This is a genomic window from Xanthomonas sp. WHRI 6108, assembly GCF_040202385.2.
Taxonomy (GTDB): domain Bacteria; phylum Pseudomonadota; class Gammaproteobacteria; order Xanthomonadales; family Xanthomonadaceae; genus Xanthomonas; species Xanthomonas arboricola.
The window spans coordinates 113,712-129,784 of record NZ_CP168198.1 but is presented as its reverse complement, the minus strand read 5'-3'; the positions used below and the strand labels follow the sequence as shown (position 1 = coordinate 129,784).

At 67.6% G+C, this 16,073-nt stretch carries 14 protein-coding genes; 3 read left to right on the top strand and 11 right to left on the bottom strand.

Annotation, left to right across the window (positions count from 1 at the left end; all coding sequences use genetic code 11):
• Positions 1-216 precede the first annotated feature (216 nt).
• The 3 genes from ABQ039_RS00550 to ABQ039_RS00540 all read right to left on the bottom strand — a co-directional run bounded on the left by ABQ039_RS00550 (position 217) and on the right by ABQ039_RS00540 (position 3,075).
• Positions 217-669 (bottom strand): hypothetical protein, encoded by a 453-nt coding sequence (locus ABQ039_RS00550; RefSeq protein WP_258080620.1) that lies wholly within the window; start codon positions 667-669, stop codon positions 217-219.
• A 577-nt stretch (positions 670-1,246) separates the two neighbouring features.
• A complete protein-coding gene (locus ABQ039_RS00545; protein WP_024939865.1) occupies positions 1,247-1,879 on the bottom strand; it encodes a response regulator transcription factor in 633 nt (210 codons plus the stop codon).
• On the bottom strand, positions 1,876-3,075 hold the full coding sequence (locus ABQ039_RS00540) for a histidine kinase (RefSeq protein WP_349778325.1): 1,200 nt from the start codon (positions 3,073-3,075) through the stop codon (positions 1,876-1,878). Before ABQ039_RS00540 ends, ABQ039_RS00545 begins: the two co-directional genes overlap by 4 nt.
• A 59-nt stretch (positions 3,076-3,134) precedes the next feature.
• Here ABQ039_RS00540 and ABQ039_RS00535 point away from each other — a divergent pair, with 59 nt between their 5' ends.
• Positions 3,135-3,701 carry an isoprenylcysteine carboxylmethyltransferase family protein gene (locus tag ABQ039_RS00535; RefSeq protein WP_065033229.1) on the top strand — a complete coding sequence of 189 codons (567 nt, stop codon included), beginning with the start codon at positions 3,135-3,137 and terminating at the stop codon, positions 3,699-3,701.
• A gap of 136 nt (positions 3,702-3,837) precedes the next feature.
• On the top strand, positions 3,838-4,998 hold the full coding sequence (gene lldD, locus ABQ039_RS00530; RefSeq protein ID WP_349778277.1) for an FMN-dependent L-lactate dehydrogenase LldD: 1,161 nt from the start codon (positions 3,838-3,840) through the stop codon (positions 4,996-4,998).
• Between the two features lie 360 nt (positions 4,999-5,358).
• On the opposite strand, the gene ligD is transcribed toward lldD, so the two are convergent.
• A complete protein-coding gene (ligD, locus tag ABQ039_RS00525) occupies positions 5,359-8,127 on the bottom strand; it encodes a non-homologous end-joining DNA ligase (protein ID WP_349778278.1) in 2,769 nt (922 codons plus the stop codon).
• Positions 8,128-8,136: 9 nt separating this feature from the next.
• Entirely contained in the window at positions 8,137-9,096 is a 960-nt protein-coding gene (locus tag ABQ039_RS00520; protein WP_184609696.1) for a Ku protein, read from the bottom strand.
• A gap of 153 nt (positions 9,097-9,249) precedes the next feature.
• Here ABQ039_RS00520 and ABQ039_RS00515 point away from each other — a divergent pair, with 153 nt between their 5' ends.
• Positions 9,250-9,429, top strand: a complete 180-nt coding sequence (locus tag ABQ039_RS00515; RefSeq protein WP_039529303.1) for a hypothetical protein — start codon at positions 9,250-9,252, stop codon at positions 9,427-9,429.
• Positions 9,430-9,478: 49 nt separating this feature from the next.
• Here the strand turns inward: ABQ039_RS00515 and ABQ039_RS00510 are convergent, their stop codons facing one another.
• From ABQ039_RS00510 to ABQ039_RS00485, 6 genes are all read right to left on the bottom strand, one after another.
• Complete coding sequence (locus tag ABQ039_RS00510; RefSeq protein WP_016902914.1) at positions 9,479-9,874, bottom strand: DUF779 domain-containing protein; 396 nt, start codon at positions 9,872-9,874, stop codon at positions 9,479-9,481.
• Positions 9,875-9,895: 21 nt separating this feature from the next.
• On the bottom strand, positions 9,896-10,924 hold the full coding sequence (gene adhP, locus ABQ039_RS00505) for an alcohol dehydrogenase AdhP (protein ID WP_184609694.1): 1,029 nt from the start codon (positions 10,922-10,924) through the stop codon (positions 9,896-9,898).
• A 168-nt stretch (positions 10,925-11,092) separates the two neighbouring features.
• A complete protein-coding gene (gene adh / locus ABQ039_RS00500) occupies positions 11,093-12,622 on the bottom strand; it encodes an aldehyde dehydrogenase (protein WP_184609691.1) in 1,530 nt (509 codons plus the stop codon).
• A gap of 222 nt (positions 12,623-12,844) precedes the next feature.
• The gene (locus ABQ039_RS00495) at positions 12,845-13,225 is read right to left on the bottom strand and encodes a cupin domain-containing protein (protein WP_039517928.1); all 381 of its coding nucleotides are present in this window, start codon (positions 13,223-13,225) and stop codon (positions 12,845-12,847) included.
• Between the two features lie 125 nt (positions 13,226-13,350).
• Complete coding sequence (locus ABQ039_RS00490; protein ID WP_184610416.1) at positions 13,351-13,650, bottom strand: hypothetical protein; 300 nt, start codon at positions 13,648-13,650, stop codon at positions 13,351-13,353.
• Between the two features lie 281 nt (positions 13,651-13,931).
• Positions 13,932-16,070: a TonB-dependent receptor gene (locus ABQ039_RS00485; RefSeq protein WP_349778279.1), complete on the bottom strand. Its 2,139-nt coding sequence runs from the start codon at positions 16,068-16,070 to the stop codon at positions 13,932-13,934.
• Positions 16,071-16,073 lie beyond the last annotated feature (3 nt).

The following is a 16,073-nucleotide window of genomic DNA, read 5'->3' as shown; positions in this document are numbered from 1 at the left end:
CGCGGGGCTTGGGCCAGCGATGGCCGAGCCACTGCCGCAGATACCTAAGGTCGACCTGCACACTGGACCAGTTGCCACGGAGGAGACTCCTGGCGGTCGCGATATATCTCGCTGCGAGCTGGCTGGCGTGCGCGTTGCCGGGCGCTCCGGCCAACCGTAGATCGCGGCAGGCAGGCCCGCCGCGGTGTCGCCCGCGTCGCCTGACGACGTTCTTACTTACCCCACGCAGTCCCGCACGCGCGGCTGGATGCCGGCCGGCGCGTTCGCCAGGCCGGCAATGCAATGCGGTGCCACCGGGTGCCGCCGGTCATCGCGCTCAGAGCCGTTGCTGAAAGCCACCTTGAACTGGCCGCGGCTAGACCACGCGCCGGGCATGTCGGTGCGGACGCGGTGGGTGCTGCCAACGCCGCGCCCTGCCCATGACCGACAGGCCGAGCCGCAATCCCCCTGATCGATGAGGGCGGACAAGCTGTCGCAGGTCCGGGCCACTGTACCCTGTGCGGTCAGGTCGCAGGGCGCCACGCCGACGCGCAGGTCGCGCTCGGTTGGCGGCTGGGTGTGCAGTGCGGCCTGGACCCAGGCGATCGGCAAGTCGGCCTGGGTGGGTGCCGCCCAGGCGCTGGTGGACAGCACGACGATCAACACGAACAGATACCGGACCAGGCGCATGACGGACTCCGCAGCGGACCGGAGCGCGGCGCGTCCCCGAGCGACCTCGGTGGCCGCCGGACGACCTTCCCGCCTGGCCGCCCACACGACCTGACGGCAACCTTACGGTTGCTACCCAATCCTGCCGAATCCGGCAAATTCCTTATGAAACAACGCCATGCAACCATGGCGAGATCGTGTCATCCGCCATGGTGGCGATGTGTCCAAGCGTTGCGCCAGTTCCCGCATGCGGCGGTGACGGTTCTCTAGAGCCCCCGCCCTTCGGCTGGGAGGACCGCTCTTTGACTGAGCCGAATGGGCCAACGCCAGCACCAACAACAGCGAAACTCGGTCAGCAAGGGGCAGGCGCCAAGCGCTTCAGGCTGACCGCCGGCTCTTCCTTCTCCCTGCGGGAGAAAGGTACCCCGCAGGGGCGGATGAGGGCACGGGCGAAGCCTCGTGCCATCTCATTCCAGGAATGGCCCTGACCCTTACCTTCACCCCAACCCCCGCTCCCGCTCCCGCTCCTGCTCCTGCGATTCCCGATTCCCTATTCCGCTCTAACCAATCCCCACTCCCGACTCCCCAATCCCCACTCTCAAATCACCCGCAACGTGATCGCCTTCAACACCGCCCTTGTGCGGTCGCGGGTGCCGAGCTTTTCCAGAATGGTGGAGACGTAGTTCTTCACCGTGCCTTCGGCCAGGAACAGCGTGCGGGCGATCTCCTTGTTGGAATAGCCGCCGGCGAGCAGGCGCAGGATCGCCACCTCGCGCTCGCTGAAGGTCTCGCGCGGGGGCTGCTGGTCGCGGAACTGGTAACGCGCCCGCACCGGGTCGGTGCTGACCGGCTGCAGCAGGGTCTCGCCGTGGGCCACCCGCTCGATCGCCTCGCGCAGGTCTTCCGGGGCGGCGTCCTTGAGCAGGAAGCCCTGCGCGCCGGCTTCGGTGGCGCGCAGCAGCAGGTCACTGTCGTCGAAGGTGGTCAGCAGCAGTACGGGGGTGCGGTCGCCACGGGCGCGCAGTTGCTGCAGCGCCTGGATGCCGTCCACGCCGGGCATGCGGATGTCGCTGAGCACCACGTCCACGGTGGTGCTGACCAGCGCGTCCAGCAGGCCCTGGCCGTCGTCGGCCTCGCAGACCACCTCCACGCCCTGTTGCTGCAACAGCGCGCGCAGGCCGGCGCGGACCAGGATCTGGTCGTCGGCCAGCGCGATGCGATGGGCACTCATGCCGGTAGCCTCGCCATCAGATGCATGCCGCCAGTGGGCGTGCGGCCAAGCTCAAGCTGCCCGTGCAGGGCGGCCAGGCGTTCGCGCATGCCGGTGATGCCGTTGCCTTCGCGGATGCGCTCGGCGCGGCGGCCATCGTCGCAGATGTCCACCTGCAGCTGCGCGCCCGCGCACTGCAGGTGCACCGCGACCTCGTTGGCGTCGGCATGCCGCACCGCGTTGGTCAGCGCCTCCTGCACCAGCCGCAACAGCAGCTCGGCCACGCGGGCATCGGTGATGCGCACGGCCGGGTCGATCTGCAGGCGCAGCGCCGGGCGTGGGAACGGTGCGGCCAGCGCGCGCAAGGCGGTCTGCAGGTCCAGGCCCTGATCGTCGCGCAGCGACTGCACCACGTTGCGGATGTCCGACAGCAGTTCGGCCGACAGCTGCTCCACCACCGCGACCTCGTCGCGCCGCGCCAGCACCGGGTCGGCACCGAGCAGGCGCAGGTTGATGCGCATGGCGGTGAGCTTGTGCCCAGCCACATCGTGCAACTCGCGCGCCAGGCGCAGGCGCTCGGCATCGCGCGCGCTGTCGGCCAGCAGCGCGCGGGTGGCCAGCAGGTCGGCATTGACGTAGGCCAGCGCATCGCGCGCGCGCGCGGCGCTGCGCGCGTAATGCGCGGTCAGCGCGGCGAAGGCCTGGAAACCGGCGTAGATGCCGACGATCAACCACGGGCGCTCGAACCCGGCCTGCACCAGCAGCGCATACATGCCCGCGTTCAATGCCAGCGCCAGCAACAGCACGCGCACCGGCGGCCAGGTCATGCCCGCCTGCGCGACCAGCATGACCAGCAGCACCGGGGCGGTGCCGGCACGCGGCTCCATCCACACCAGCAGCAGGGCCAGGACCGCCTGCAGCAGCGTGGCGGCAGTGCGCAAGGCATGCAGCGACGGCAACACGGTGTGCAGCAGGAACAAGGCGGTGAAGCCGGCCAGCACGCCCCAGCGCCAGGCGCCCTGCGGTGACGCATCGGGCATGAACGACAACGCCACCGCCGCAATGGTGAACGCGCCGGCCAGCCGCAGCGGATGCGAGAGATGACTTAGGGAAGAATGCATGCGGCGATGCTGACGGCCGCGCGGCCACTCGGCAATGGTGCGCGTGCAGAAAGTGACTTCCGGCAGGTGCGATCGATGACCTGCGGCTCCTGCGATCCATGCGGCGCGTGCGCACACTGGCATCACCAGCCCATCCATCGCCACGGAGTCACGCCATGTCCGCTTCCAGTCTGTTTCTTGCGCTCAATCTGTTATGGGGCGGCTACGAACTGCTACTCAGTCGCCGCCGCCGTGCCGGCGACGGTGGCGCGCACGATCAAGGCACCCTGCAACACCTGTGGCGCGTGTTGTCTGCGGCGGTGGCCGTTGCGGTGGCACTGGCCTACAGCGGCCTGGCCCACTGGCCGCAGGGTTGGGGCGCGCCGCTGCAATGGGCCGGCTGCGCCTTGATCGGCAGTGGGCTGGCGTTGCGCGTGTGGGCCATCCAGGTGCTGGCGCGCTGGTTCACGGTGGATGTGACCATCCAGCCCGATCACCAGCTGGTGCGCAGCGGCCCGTATCGCTGGCTGCGCCATCCCTCCTATACCGGCGCGCTGATGGCGTTCTACGGGCTGGCGCTGGGCATGGGCAATGCGTTGTCGGTGGCGGCGATCGTGGTGCCGGTGACGTTGGCGTTTCTGCACCGCATCCGGATCGAAGAGGCCGCGTTGCAGCGTGCCTTCCCGGTTGCCTACCCGGCCTATGCCGCGCAGAGCCGGCGCCTGCTGCCGCTGGTGTGGTGAGAGTTGATAAGGCTGCAGCGCAGCACCACTGCGCTGGGCCTTGCCGGGCTTGCGTCCTGCAGATCGCGCAGCGGTCCACCGGCCACACCGATGGTCTTACACTCAGCGGCTACCCCGCCGCTGCCGTTCGTCTTCGATGATCATTTCCGCCGCTTCCGACTACCGTGCCGCCGCGCAGGCGCGCCTGCCGCCGTTCCTGTTCCACTACATCGATGGCGGGGCGTACGCCGAGCACACCTTGCGGCGCAATGTCGCGGATCTGGCCGATATCGCGCTGCGCCAGCGGGTGCTGCGCAACATGGCGGACCTGAGCCTGGGCACCGAGCTGTTCGGCGAGACGCTGGCGATGCCGGTGGCGTTGGCGCCGGTCGGGCTGACCGGCATGTATGCGCGCCGTGGCGAAGTGCAGGCCGCGCGCGCGGCGGCCGCACGCGGGATCCCGTTTACGTTGTCCACGGTGTCGGTGTGCCCGATCGAGGAAGTGGCGCCGGCGATCACGCGGCCGATGTGGTTCCAGCTCTACGTGCTCAAGGACCGCGGCTTCATGCGCAACGCGCTGGAGCGCGCTAAGGCGGCCGGGGTGACCACGCTGGTGTTCACCGTGGACATGCCCACGCCGGGCGCGCGCTACCGCGATGCGCACTCGGGCATGAGCGGGCCCAACGCGTCGCTGCGGCGCATGCTGCAGGCGGTGACGCATCCGCGCTGGGCCTGGGACGTGGGCCTGCTGGGTCGCCCGCACGATCTGGGCAACATCTCGACCTACCGCGGCAGCCCGACCGGCCTGCAGGACTACATCGGTTGGCTGGGCGCCAACTTCGACCCGTCCATCGCCTGGAAAGACCTGGAATGGATCCGCGAGTTCTGGACCGGGCCGATGGTGATCAAGGGCATCCTGGACCCGGACGATGCGCGCGATGCGGTGCGCTTCGGCGCCGACGGCATCGTGGTGTCCAACCATGGCGGCCGCCAGCTCGACGGCGTGCTGTCCAGCGCGCGGGCGTTGCCGGCCATTGCCGATGCGGTGAAGGGGCAGCTGAAGATCCTGGCCGACTCCGGCATCCGCAGCGGCCTGGATGTGGTGCGCATGCTGGCGCTGGGCGCCGATGCGGTGCTGCTGGGGCGCGCGTTCGTCTATGCGCTGGCGGCCGACGGCCAGGCCGGCGTGGAGAATCTGCTGACCCTGATCGAACGCGAGATGCGCGTGGCGATGACCTTGACCGGCACCCATTCAATTGCCGAGATCAGCAGCGATGCGTTGAGCCGGGTGACGCGGGAGAACGCGGTCTCGCCTTGATGGGATTCGGGATTCGGGATTCGGGATTCGGGATTCGGGATGCGTTAGTAGCAGAGCGGATGGTCTGCGGCTTTGCTGCAGGGCCCTTGCCCGCCCACCCTCGCAGGACACGCCGCAAGTACGTCCATGTAGGCTCTTACGCGGCATCCATGCCGCGTAAGGTCCCGCGACGGTGAGCGGGCAAGGACCCGTCGAGAGGGTCGGTGCGCATGCGTGATGCGTATCTGATCGAATGAACGTAGCGTGCAGTCGTCGGGTCGGTGCGGGCCCCGTGGAAGAGCACCGGCGCACGCGGGGGACATGCCAATTCCGAGCATCGGCTGCGCCCGCCTGGTGGCGGCGCAGCCGTCTTGTTGGCTCTTAGTGGTTGTCGTCGCCGGTGGGCAAGTATTGCTGCAATGCCAGCACCGATTCCCAGGGATCTGCACGCTGACGCTTGGCCCGTTGCAGGGCCTTGTCCATCGGGAAGGCGTCCGGGCCGCTGATCTTGCCAAGTTCTTCCCAGCGTAGCGGCACGGCGACGGTGGCCTTTTCGCGTGCGCGCAGCGACCACGAACACACGCTGGTATTGCCACGCCCGTTGCGCAGCCAGTCGACAAAGATCACGCCGTGGCGCTTGGCCTTGCTCATGGTGGCTACGTAGCGGTCCGGGGCGTGCGTGGCCAGTGCCTGGGCGAAGGCCTCGCAGAAATCACGCGCCTGTTCCCAGTCCGCTTCCGGCACGATCGGCACCACCACATGCAGGCCCTTGCCGCCGGACAGGCGCACCGCGCTCTCCAGGCCGGCACTGCGCAGCTTGGCGCGGATGTCGCGCGCGGCCGCCACCACGTCGGCCCAGGACACCCCGTCGCCCGGGTCCAGGTCGAACACCAGCCGGTCCGGATGCTCCGCATCGTCGACCTGCGCGCCCCAGGGATGCAGCTCCAGCGTGTTCATCTGCACCAGCTCGAGCAGGCCGGCGGCATCTTCGACGTAGATGTAATCCTCGGTGCCGCTCTTCTGCTGCAGCGGAATCGCCTTGATGTGCGTGCCCAGGTGGCGGCCTTCGTGCTTCTGGAAGAAGCAGTCGCCACCGGCGCCATCGGGGCAGCGCAGCAGCGATAAGGGACGGCGTGCGATCTCTGCCAGCACCAGCGACGCCACTGCGCGGTAATAGTCGGCCACATCGCCCTTGCTGATGCCCGCTGCAGGAAACACCACCCGCTCGGGATGGGTGATGGTGATGCCGTCCGTCGACGTGGCGGTGGACGTGGATTTGGATGTTGTGGACTTGGACGCCTTGGATTTGGAGGCCGTGGACGTGGGCGCTGCAGCCTTTTTGGATGTCGTGGTCGCGGTCGTCTTCGATGCCGTCGACCGCACGCGCTTGTTGGCAGTGCTGGTGGATACTTCGACCGTCGTTCTCGACGTTTTTTTACTCGTCGCCTTGCGCGCAGGCGCGGCGGTCGCTGTCGCAGCACTGCCTTTACCTGCAGCACGCGCCTTGCCCGGCGCGGCGCGGTCGCCGCCCAACTCGCTCATGGGTTTGTCCTCGCGCAGACGCTTGAATGCGGCCTGCCGCAGCAGGCCTTCCTTCGCCCAGCCGCGGAAGGCGACCTCGGCGATCAAGACCGGCCGTACCCAATGCACATCGCGTGGCCGCCCGGGAATGTGCGTCGGCAATTCCAGCGTGGCAGTGTCGCTGTGCAGCGCCTGCAACAGCGCGGTGATCTTGCCGAGCAAGGCATCGTCGAAGCCGGTGCCCACACGCCCGACATAACGCAGCGTCTTGCCCTCGCGTTGCGCCATCAGCAAGGCGCCGAAGCCGCTGCGCGCGCCCTTGGGGTCGGTGTAGCCCACCACCACGAACTCGTCGCTGTCTTCGTGCTTGGTCTTGACCCAATCGGCACTGCGCCCTTCGCGATACCGCGCATCGGCGAGCTTGCTGACGATGCCTTCCCAGCCGGTGCCGGCGCTGGCCGCAAAGACCTCCGGGCCGTGGCCGATCACATGGTCGCTAAACGCCAGCGTGCCCGGCACATCGCCCAGCACGTCGTGCAGCAACTGCTTGCGTTGCAGCAGCGGGGTGTCGCGCAGATCCACTCCGGCCACGCCGAGCAGGTCGAACACGATGTAGCGCAGCGGCTGCGTGACGCTGCCATCGAGCGCGCGTTGCAATGCCGAGAAATCGCTGCGCCCCTGCGCATCCAGCACCACCAGCTCGCCATCCAGGCGCGCATCGCGCACCGGCAGGGCCTGCACTGCGCGCACCACGTCCGGGAAGCGCTGTGTCCAGGCCTGGTCGTTGCGCGAGCGCAGCTGCACCTGGCCATCGACCATGTCGGCCAGCAGGCGGTAGCCGTCCCACTTGATCTCGTGCAACCAGCGCTCGCCATCCGGCGCCTGCTCGCGCAGCAAGGTCAGTTGCGCGCGCAGCTCGGTTGGGCATGGCGCATCGCGCGCGCCGTCCAGCGCCAGGGCGCGGGTACGCCATTGCCGGGCGTCCGCACGCGCCGGGCGCGCGCGTTTGCCGGCTGCAGTTGTCTCGGCGCTCGCCGTTGCTGCCGGCGCACGCCGCGCCCGGCTAGCCTTGGCACGGGTTGCCGGCGCCACTGCAGCCGATGCGCCAGCGGCCTGCTGCGCCACCAGCGCATCGGCATCCAGATCCGCGGCGTACGCATCGCTGCGCTTGAACAGCAGCCACTGCGGTTTGCCGCCGCGCATCTGCGTGCGCACCAATGCAAAACCGCCGCGCAGCAACGTGCCCTGCAGTTCGAACTCCAGCTTGCCGGCTTCCAGTGCCGCCAACGCATCGCCTTCGCACTGCCAATGCCCGTGGTCGAACACATCCACATGCCCGGCGCCGTAATGGCCCTGCGGAATATCGCCCTGGAAGCTGGCATACGACAGCGGGTGGTCCTCCACCTGAACCGCCAGGCGCTTTTCGCCCACGCGCAACGATGGGCCCTTGGGCACGGCCCAACTCTTGAGCACGCCGTCGGCTTCCAGCCGGAAGTCGTAATGGCGCGAGCTGGCGTGGTGCAACTGCACGACGAAGATCGGCTGCTTGCTGGCGCGCGCCGGCGTGTCGCCGGCCGGTTCCGGGGTCTGGTCGAAGCGGCGCTTGGCGTTGTAATCGTGCAATGACATGGGCGGGGCCTAGCCGGCCTTGCGGCGCGGCGCCGCCTTGCTGGCGTTGGCTTTGGTGGCCTTGGTGGCCTTGGCCGCGGTCTTCTTGGTGGCCTTCTTGGCCACTTTCTTGGCGGCGGTCTTTTTGGCCGACCCCGTTGCCGGCGTGCTGCTCTTCTTGGCCGGCGTGCGCGTATTGGCCTGCAGGCTCTTCTGCAGCAGCGACATGAAGTCGACCACGTTGGTGCTGGCGTCTTCGTGCTGCGGTGGCTCGACATCCACGGTGGTGGTGCCGCCCTTGGCCTGGATGCGCTTGCGCAGGATCTGCTCGAGCTTGCCGCGGAACTCGTCGTGGTAATCCTCCGGCTGCCAGGTGCCGGACATCGACTCGATCAGCTGCTTGGCCATCTCCTGTTCCTTGGGCGTGATGCGGTACTCGCCCACCGCGCCGGCCGGCAGCTTGAAGTCCTGCGGGTCCACCACTTCCTGCTGGTAGCGCAGCAGCAGCAGGATCAACGCATCGCCCTGCGGCATCACCGCGGCCAGGTATTCGCGCGTGCGGATGACCACCTTGGCAATGCCCACCTTGCCGGTGTCGCGCAGCGTCTCGCGCAGCAGCACATAGCCTTTTTCGGCCTTCTTGCCCGGCACCAGGATGTAGGGCTTTTCGAAATAACGCGGGTCGATATCGGCGGCGTCGACGAAGGTCTCCACCTCCACCGTTTCGTGGCTTTCCGGCGAGGCCGAGCGGATGTCCTGCTCCTCGACGATGACATAGCTGCCCTTGTCGTACTCGAACGCCTTGACGATCTCCTTCCACGGCACCTCATCGCCGGTGTCGGCGTTGACGCGCTCGAAGCGGATCGGCTTCTTGTCGCGCGAATCGAGCATGCGGAAATGCAGATCCACCTTGCGCTCGCCCGACATCAACGACACCGGCACATTGAGCAAGCCGAACGAGAGCGTTCCGGTCCAGATCGGTCGTGCCATCGGCGTGTGACTCCGGGTGTTGTATGAGTTGACCCATAGCTGTAGCGCGGCCACCGTGATCCATGCGTGAGCCGTGCGTCTGCAGCAGCCACTGCGTCCCCTTCACTAGGCGCGCGGTGAACTGCGCATCCATCCCATGACCAGGAGCACCGCATGTCCCGCGACCCACTGCGCGACCAACCGACCCAGCCGGGCGAACAGCACGGCAAGCGCGATGCCGAACACTATGAAGACCGCGGCGCCGGCGATGCGCCCGACACGCTGGTTCCTGCCGATGGCGACACCCCGGCCAAGAAGCCCGGCACCGCACCGTCGACCGTGGCAGACCGCTGAAACCAGCCGGCTGATTCCCCGCCCGGCAGCACCGCCAGGCGGGCGAGGGTTAGGCCCGGCCTGCCCGCTGCAGCTGGGCAAATTCCTCATCGGCAAACAGACGCGAGCGCACCAGAAAGCGCACGCCCTCGCCGTTTTCCAGCGAGAACATGCCACCGCGCCCCGGCACCACATCGATGATCAGCTGGGTGTGCTTCCAGTATTCGAACTGCGAGGGGCTGATGTAGAACGGCGCGCCGCCGATCTCGCCCAGCAGCACGTCGCGGTCGCCGACGATGAAGTCGCCCACCGGGAAACACATCGGCGAGGAGCCATCGCAGCAGCCGCCGGATTGATGGAACAGCACATCGCCGTGGCGTGCGCGCAGCGTGTCGATCAACTGCAACGCCGCCAGCGTGGCCATCACCTGCAAGGGCGGGTCTGTCTGCGTGGTGGTGCCCTGCATCGTCTGCCTCCTGCGGCGCGGTCAGGCCGCCATGTCGAGCACGATACGCCCCTCGATCGTTCCGGCGTGCATGCGCGCGAACACGTCGTTGATGTTGTCCAGGGTGTCGGTGGCCACGGTCGCCGCGACCTTGCCCTGCTCGGCGAAGGCCAGCGACTCCTGCAGGTCCAGCCGGGTGCCGACGATCGAGCCGCGCACGGTCACGCCATTGAGCACCATGCCGAAGATGTCCAGCGGGAACTGGCCCGGTGGCAGGCCGTTGAGCGACACCGTGCCGCCGCGGCGCACCATGCCGATCGCCTGCTCGAAGGCCTTGGGCGATACCGCGGTAACCAACGCGCCGTGTGCGCCGCCGATTTCCTTCTTGAGGTAGGCCACCGGATCGGTGGTGCGCGCATTGACCGTCACCGTGGCGCCCAGGCGCCTGGCCAGTGCCAGCTTGGCGTCGTCCACATCCACGGCGGCCACGTTCATTCCCATCGCCTTGGCATATTGCACTGCCATGTGGCCGAGCCCGCCGATGCCGGAAATCACCACCCACTGGCCCGGCTTGGTATCGGTGACCTTCAGGCCCTTGTAGACGGTGACGCCCGCGCACAGGATCGGCGCGACCTCGACGAAGCCGATGTCCTTGGGCAGATGCCCGACGTAATCGGCATTGGCCAGCGCGTACTGCGCGAAGCCGCCATTGACCGAGTAGCCGCTGTTCTGCTGCGCCTCGCACAGGGTTTCCCAGCCGCCCAGGCAGTGCTCGCAATGCCCGCAGGCCGAGTACAGCCAGGGAATCCCCACCCGGTCGCCTTCCTTGACGTGGCGCACGCCCGCACCCACCGCCACCACATAGCCCACGCCTTCATGGCCGGGGATGAACGGAGGATTCGGCTTGACTGGCCAGTCCCCCTGCGCGGCGTGCAGATCGGTGTGGCAGACCCCGCAGGCCTGGATTTTGACCAGCAGATCGCCGGCCTGGGGCCGTGGCACCTGCACTTCCTCGATCACCAGTGGTGCGCCGAACTGGCGCACCACCGCCGCTTTCATTGTCGTGTCCATGCTGCACTCCGCACTGATAGTGCGGCCCACCCTAGGCGCCTTGAGGACGCCGTGCCTTGATCGAGGTCAATTCGCGCGTGCGCGGTTCATGAACAGCCGGTGCAGCGGCCCGGCGTTCCTGTGCCCGATCCATCACGCATTGCAGTCGAGCAGTAGCAGGCCTACGCATCAGAAAAACCCCAGCGCCTTCGGCGAATAGCTCACCAGCAGGTTCTTGGTCTGTTGGTAATGGTCGAGCATCATCTTGTGATTCTCGCGGCCGATGCCCGACTGCTTGTAGCCGCCGAACGCGGCATGCGCCGGATAGGCGTGGTAGCAGTTGGTCCACACGCGCCCGGCCTGGATCGCGCGGCCCATGCGGTACAGGCGCGACGCATCGCGGCTCCACACACCGGCACCCAGGCCGTACAACGTGTCGTTGGCGATCGCCAGCGCCTCGGCCTCGTCCTTGAAGGTGGTCACCGATACCACCGGCCCGAAGATTTCTTCCTGGAACACGCGCATCTTGTTGTGGCCCTTGAACACCGTCGGCTTGACGTAGAAGCCCTCGGCCAGCTCGCCATCGAGCGTGTTGCGTTCGCCGCCGATCAACACCTGCGCGCCCTCCTGCTTGCCGATGTCGATATAGGACAGGATCTTTTCCAGCTGCTCGCTGGAGGCCTGCGCGCCGACCATGGTGTTGGGATCGAGCGGGTTGCCCTGCTTGATCGCGGCCACGCGTGCCAGCGCCTTTTCCATGAACCTGTCGTAGATCGATTCCTGGATCAGCGCGCGCGAGGGGCAGGTGCACACCTCGCCCTGGTTGAAGGCGAACAGCACGAAGCCTTCCACCACCTTGTCGAGAAAATCGTCGTCTTCGGCCATGACATCGGCAAAGAAGATGTTCGGCGACTTGCCGCCCAGCTCCAGCGTCACCGGGATCAGGTTCTGGCTGGCGTATTGCATGATCAGCCGGCCGGTGGTGGTTTCGCCGGTGAAGGCGATCTTGGCGATACGCGGGTTGCTGGCCAGCGGCTTGCCGGCCTCGAGCCCGAAGCCGTTGACCACGTTGAGCACGCCCGGCGGCAACAGGTCGCCGATCACCTCCATCAACACCAGGATCGAGGCCGGGGTCTGCTCGGCCGGCTTCATCACCACGCAGTTGCCGGCGGCCAGCGCCGGTGCCAGCTTCCAGCACGCCATCAGCAGCGGGAAGTTCCACGGAATGATCTGTCCGACCACGCCGAGCGGTTCGTGGAAGTGATAGGCGATGGTGTCGCTGTCGATCTCGGAGATGCCACCTTCCTGCGCGCGGATGGCGCCGGCGAAATAGCGGAAGTGATCTACGCACAGCGGCACATCGGCATTGAGCGTTTCGCGCACCGGCTTGCCGTTGTCCCAGGTCTCGGCATGGGCGAGCAGTTCCAGATTCTGTTCGATGCGGTCGGCGATCCTGAGCAGCACATTGGAGCGCTCGGTGGTGGAGGCCTTGCCCCAGGCGTCCTTGGCCGCGTGCGCGGCATCCAGCGCGGCTTCGATGTCCTGGGCGTTGGAGCGCGCGATCGAGGTGAACACCTTGCCGTTGATCGGCGTGGTGTTGTCGAAGTACTGGCCGCTGTGCGGCGCCATCCACTGGCCGCCGATGAAGTTGTCATAACGCGGTTTGAAGATGGACTGCGGGTCGGTGTTGAGCGGTTTTGCAGAGGCAAGCGCGTTCATCATGGTCTCCTGCGGAGGTGGTCCGATGCGCACGTGTATACCCGCGCGAGCGCTGGCGCAATGTCATGTCATGCGCTGTTGCGCTGCGTCATTGCAGCGCAGCCGTGTTTCCCCGCGCCGTGGTAGACGTTGCGCTGCAGCGCATCATTGCGTGCACGCGGCAAGGGCTCCGCAACCAGGCGCCGGATCGGCCGCCGTGCACCAGCACGCATTGCACAACCATCAAATCCAGACGTCGTTGTCTGCGGTGTATGCACCGCCCGCATCGCCGGTATTGACCACACCGCGCGGCTCGACCAGCAGCACGCTGCATTCGTGCTCCGCCGCCGGACGGTGTTCGACCCCCTTGGGCACCACGTGCATCTGCCCGGCCGACAGCGCCACCACGCCGTCGCGAAACTCGATGGTCATGTTGCCGTCCAGCACGATGAACACCTCGTCCGTGTCCGCATGCTGATGCCACACGAACGCACCCTGCAGCTTGACCAGTTTGAACTGGTAGTCGTTCATTTCCGCGACGACACGCGGGGACCAGTGCTGCGACAGCAGGGCGAGCTTGTCGCTGAAATCGATCGGGGCGTAGCGCGTGTTCAACGGAAACATCCTTGTGCGGGGAGTGCGCTTGCAAGCTTAGTGCATCGCATCACCGGCAGTCACCGCTGCATCAATGCGGCGCATTGCAGCCGCGCGTGGCGAACAGCGCAAGCGGTTTGCCCGGCGCGATGGGTTCATGCGCGCGCGTTGCGGGCCTCTGCCGCGCGCCACGCCCGCACCGCTGCGATGACCTGGGCACCGTGGCTGGCGCTGACATCACGCGCGGCAAAGTCGTGCGGCCGCCATTGCACCTGCGCGGCCAGCCGTGCACAGGCGGCATGCCCGTCTGCCAGCAAGTCGGCCTGCTCGGTTGCGTTCAACGCCAGCAGAAGCGAGAAGCCGGTGGCCGAGATCGTGCAATTGATGTCCAGCCAGTAGCGGTTGCCCGCACGCAGCAGAAACCAGTCTGCGGGGGCGTGATCGATGACGATCATGGTGGGGCCTGGTGTGGTGGTCATAGGTGTGGCGTGTCGATGACAGACCGTGCGTTGGCGGGATGGCTTTGTCGCGCCCGGGTGCGCTCCTACGGGCGGTGCGTGTTGTTGAATGCGCACCGCCTGCGGCCGGATCAGCCGCCGAAATCACGCTGCAGGCCGAGCGTTTGTTGGAGATGCATCGCCGTGGCGACGCGCGCGTTGGCGGGACGGCCTTGTCGCGCCCGGGGGCGCTCCTACGGGCGGTGCGTGTTGTTGAATGCGCGCCGCCTGCGAGTAGCTCAGCCGCCGAAATCCCATTGCAGGCCGACCGTGTAGGTGCGGTCCGGACCGGGTTCGTAATAGCGCCCGTTGCCGTCGTTGACGATCACCGAGCCGATGTAGTGCCGGTCCAGCGCATTGTCGATGCGGGCGAAGGTGCGCACCCCACCCAGCGTGGTGGTCCAGCGCCGGGAGGCTTCCAGGTTGACCAGCGCGTAGCCGGGCGCACGCTCGCTGGCAAGGTCGTTGACCACGGTGGCGTCGGAGGCCACCGTTTCGGCGGCGAACTGCCATTGCGCCGGCTGCCACTGCCAGCGCGCGAACAGCTGCTGGCGCGGCACGCCCGGCAGGCGCGCGCCGCTGGCCACCGGTGCGGTGGGCGTGGCGCAGCCGCTGCTGGCGCAGGTGAGGTAGCCATCGCGCACGGTGGCATCGACGAAGGTGTAGGCCAGCTGCAGCTGCTGGGTGGTGCCCACCGGTTGATTCCAGCTCAGCTCCGCGCCCTGGCGGCGGGTGGCACCGATGTTGCGATAGGTGCTGCGCCCATTGGTGTTGCTGGCCACGGCCAGTTCGTCGTCGGTGTCGGCGCGGAACAGCGCCACTTCCACCGCTGCGCCGCTCTGCGCCCGCCACTTGCTGCCGATCTCATAATTGCGGCTGGTCGCCGCGCCCAGATCCAGCGCCAGGCCGGCGCCGCCATCGCTGCGATAACCGAGCTCGTTGAAGGTGGGCGTTTCGAAACCGCGCCCGACCGAAGCATAGAAACGCAGGTCCTCGGCGGCACGGAACACGATGCCGGCCACCGGCGTGGTCGCCGAATAATCGCGCTGGCCGCTGTCGTCGGGATTGCGCCCGAGGATGTAGTGATCGTCCGAGTCGAAGCGCACCTGGCTATGGCGCACGCCCAACAAGGCGGACCAGCGCGCGCTCCATTGCCACCACGCCTGCGCAAACTGGTCCACGTTCTCGACCTGGTCGCGCTGGTTGCGGCGCAGCGCACCCTTGACGCCGAGCGTATCGCCAACAAAGTTTTCGTAACCGGTGCGGTGCTGGCGCTGGCGATCGACGTTCGCGCCCACGGTCAGCTGCAACGGCCGGCCCAGCGCCTCGCCCTGCCAGGCCCAGCGTGCGTCGGCACCTTCGTAATTGCTGTCCAGATCGATCACCCCGCCCGAATGCAGCGGGTTGCGCTGCACCGCCACCGGGATCGCCAGGAACTGCTCCACGCTGCGCTGCCCGCCGTAGGCCATCAGCCGCAGCGTCTGGCTGTCGAACTGCTGGGTGAAGATGGCGCCGGCCTGCGACTGGCGCACGGATTTGCGGGTGTTGAACTGGGTGGCCACCGCCGTGGCCTGCGCCGGATCGGCATTGAACTGCGCGCGGGTCAAACCGAGCGGATCCTGCGCATCCGGTGCGTCCAGGTAATTGAGCACCAAGTCCAGCCGGCGGCCCTCGGCCAGATCGAAGCCGAGCTTGGCATTGACCGAATCGCGCTTTGCGCGGCTATGGGCGCGGAAGCCGTCGGTTTCGAAATGATTGGCGGCCAGGTTGTAGTGCACCGCGCCCTGCTGGCCGAGCAATTGCGCACCCACGTTGACGGTGGCATTGCTACCATAGGTGGCGCGCAGCCGCCACGGGGCGCCCGGCGCGCCGTCAGCGCTCCACAGCTGCAGCACGCCGCCGGAGGAGTTGCCGTACAGCGCCGAAAACGGCCCGCGCAGCACTTCCACCCGCTCGGCGCCCAGCACGTTGAAATGCGAGAGCTGGCCCTGGCCATCGGGCATGCTGGCCGGGATGCCGTCGACCAGCAGGCGCACGCCGCGCACGCCGAAGGTGGAGCGCGCACCGAAGCCGCGGATCGACAGCTGGGTGTCCTGCGCGTAGTTCTGGCGATCGCGCGCCACCAGGCCGGGGATGCCGTCCAGCAGCTCGGACACCTGCGCGCCGCGGCGGTTGTCGGCATCGGCCGCCACCACGGTGAAGGAGGCCGGCAGGTCGAAGTCGTCCACCCCGCGCACGCGTGCGGCGTCCACCTGCACGGTGGGCAATCGCTGGATCGGTGTGGAGGCGGGCGGCGCCGGATCGGCAGCCAGGACGGGCGGCGCGGCGCTCGTGGCGAACAGGCCGCAGGCGGCGGCCAACAAGGTAAGTCTGGGCATGGG

Coding starts and splice junctions, on each gene's coding strand:
- ABQ039_RS00520 (WP_184609696.1), bottom strand. CDS start 9,096: ATGGCACGACCGATCTGGACCGGAACGCTCTCGTTCGGCTTGCTCAAT.
- ABQ039_RS00490 (WP_184610416.1), bottom strand. CDS start 13,650: ATGATCGTCATCGATCACGCCCCCGCAGACTGGTTTCTGCTGCGTGCG.
- ABQ039_RS00510 (WP_016902914.1), bottom strand. CDS start 9,874: ATGCAGGGCACCACCACGCAGACAGACCCGCCCTTGCAGGTGATGGCC.
- ABQ039_RS00550 (WP_258080620.1), bottom strand. CDS start 669: ATGCGCCTGGTCCGGTATCTGTTCGTGTTGATCGTCGTGCTGTCCACC.
- lldD (WP_349778277.1), top strand. CDS start 3,838: ATGATCATTTCCGCCGCTTCCGACTACCGTGCCGCCGCGCAGGCGCGC.
- ABQ039_RS00485 (WP_349778279.1), bottom strand. CDS start 16,070: ATGCCCAGACTTACCTTGTTGGCCGCCGCCTGCGGCCTGTTCGCCACG.
- ABQ039_RS00515 (WP_039529303.1), top strand. CDS start 9,250: ATGTCCCGCGACCCACTGCGCGACCAACCGACCCAGCCGGGCGAACAG.
- ligD (WP_349778278.1), bottom strand. CDS start 8,127: ATGTCATTGCACGATTACAACGCCAAGCGCCGCTTCGACCAGACCCCG.
- adh (WP_184609691.1), bottom strand. CDS start 12,622: ATGAACGCGCTTGCCTCTGCAAAACCGCTCAACACCGACCCGCAGTCC.
- adhP (WP_184609694.1), bottom strand. CDS start 10,924: ATGGACACGACAATGAAAGCGGCGGTGGTGCGCCAGTTCGGCGCACCA.
- ABQ039_RS00535 (WP_065033229.1), top strand. CDS start 3,135: ATGTCCGCTTCCAGTCTGTTTCTTGCGCTCAATCTGTTATGGGGCGGC.
- ABQ039_RS00545 (WP_024939865.1), bottom strand. CDS start 1,879: ATGAGTGCCCATCGCATCGCGCTGGCCGACGACCAGATCCTGGTCCGC.
- ABQ039_RS00495 (WP_039517928.1), bottom strand. CDS start 13,225: ATGTTTCCGTTGAACACGCGCTACGCCCCGATCGATTTCAGCGACAAG.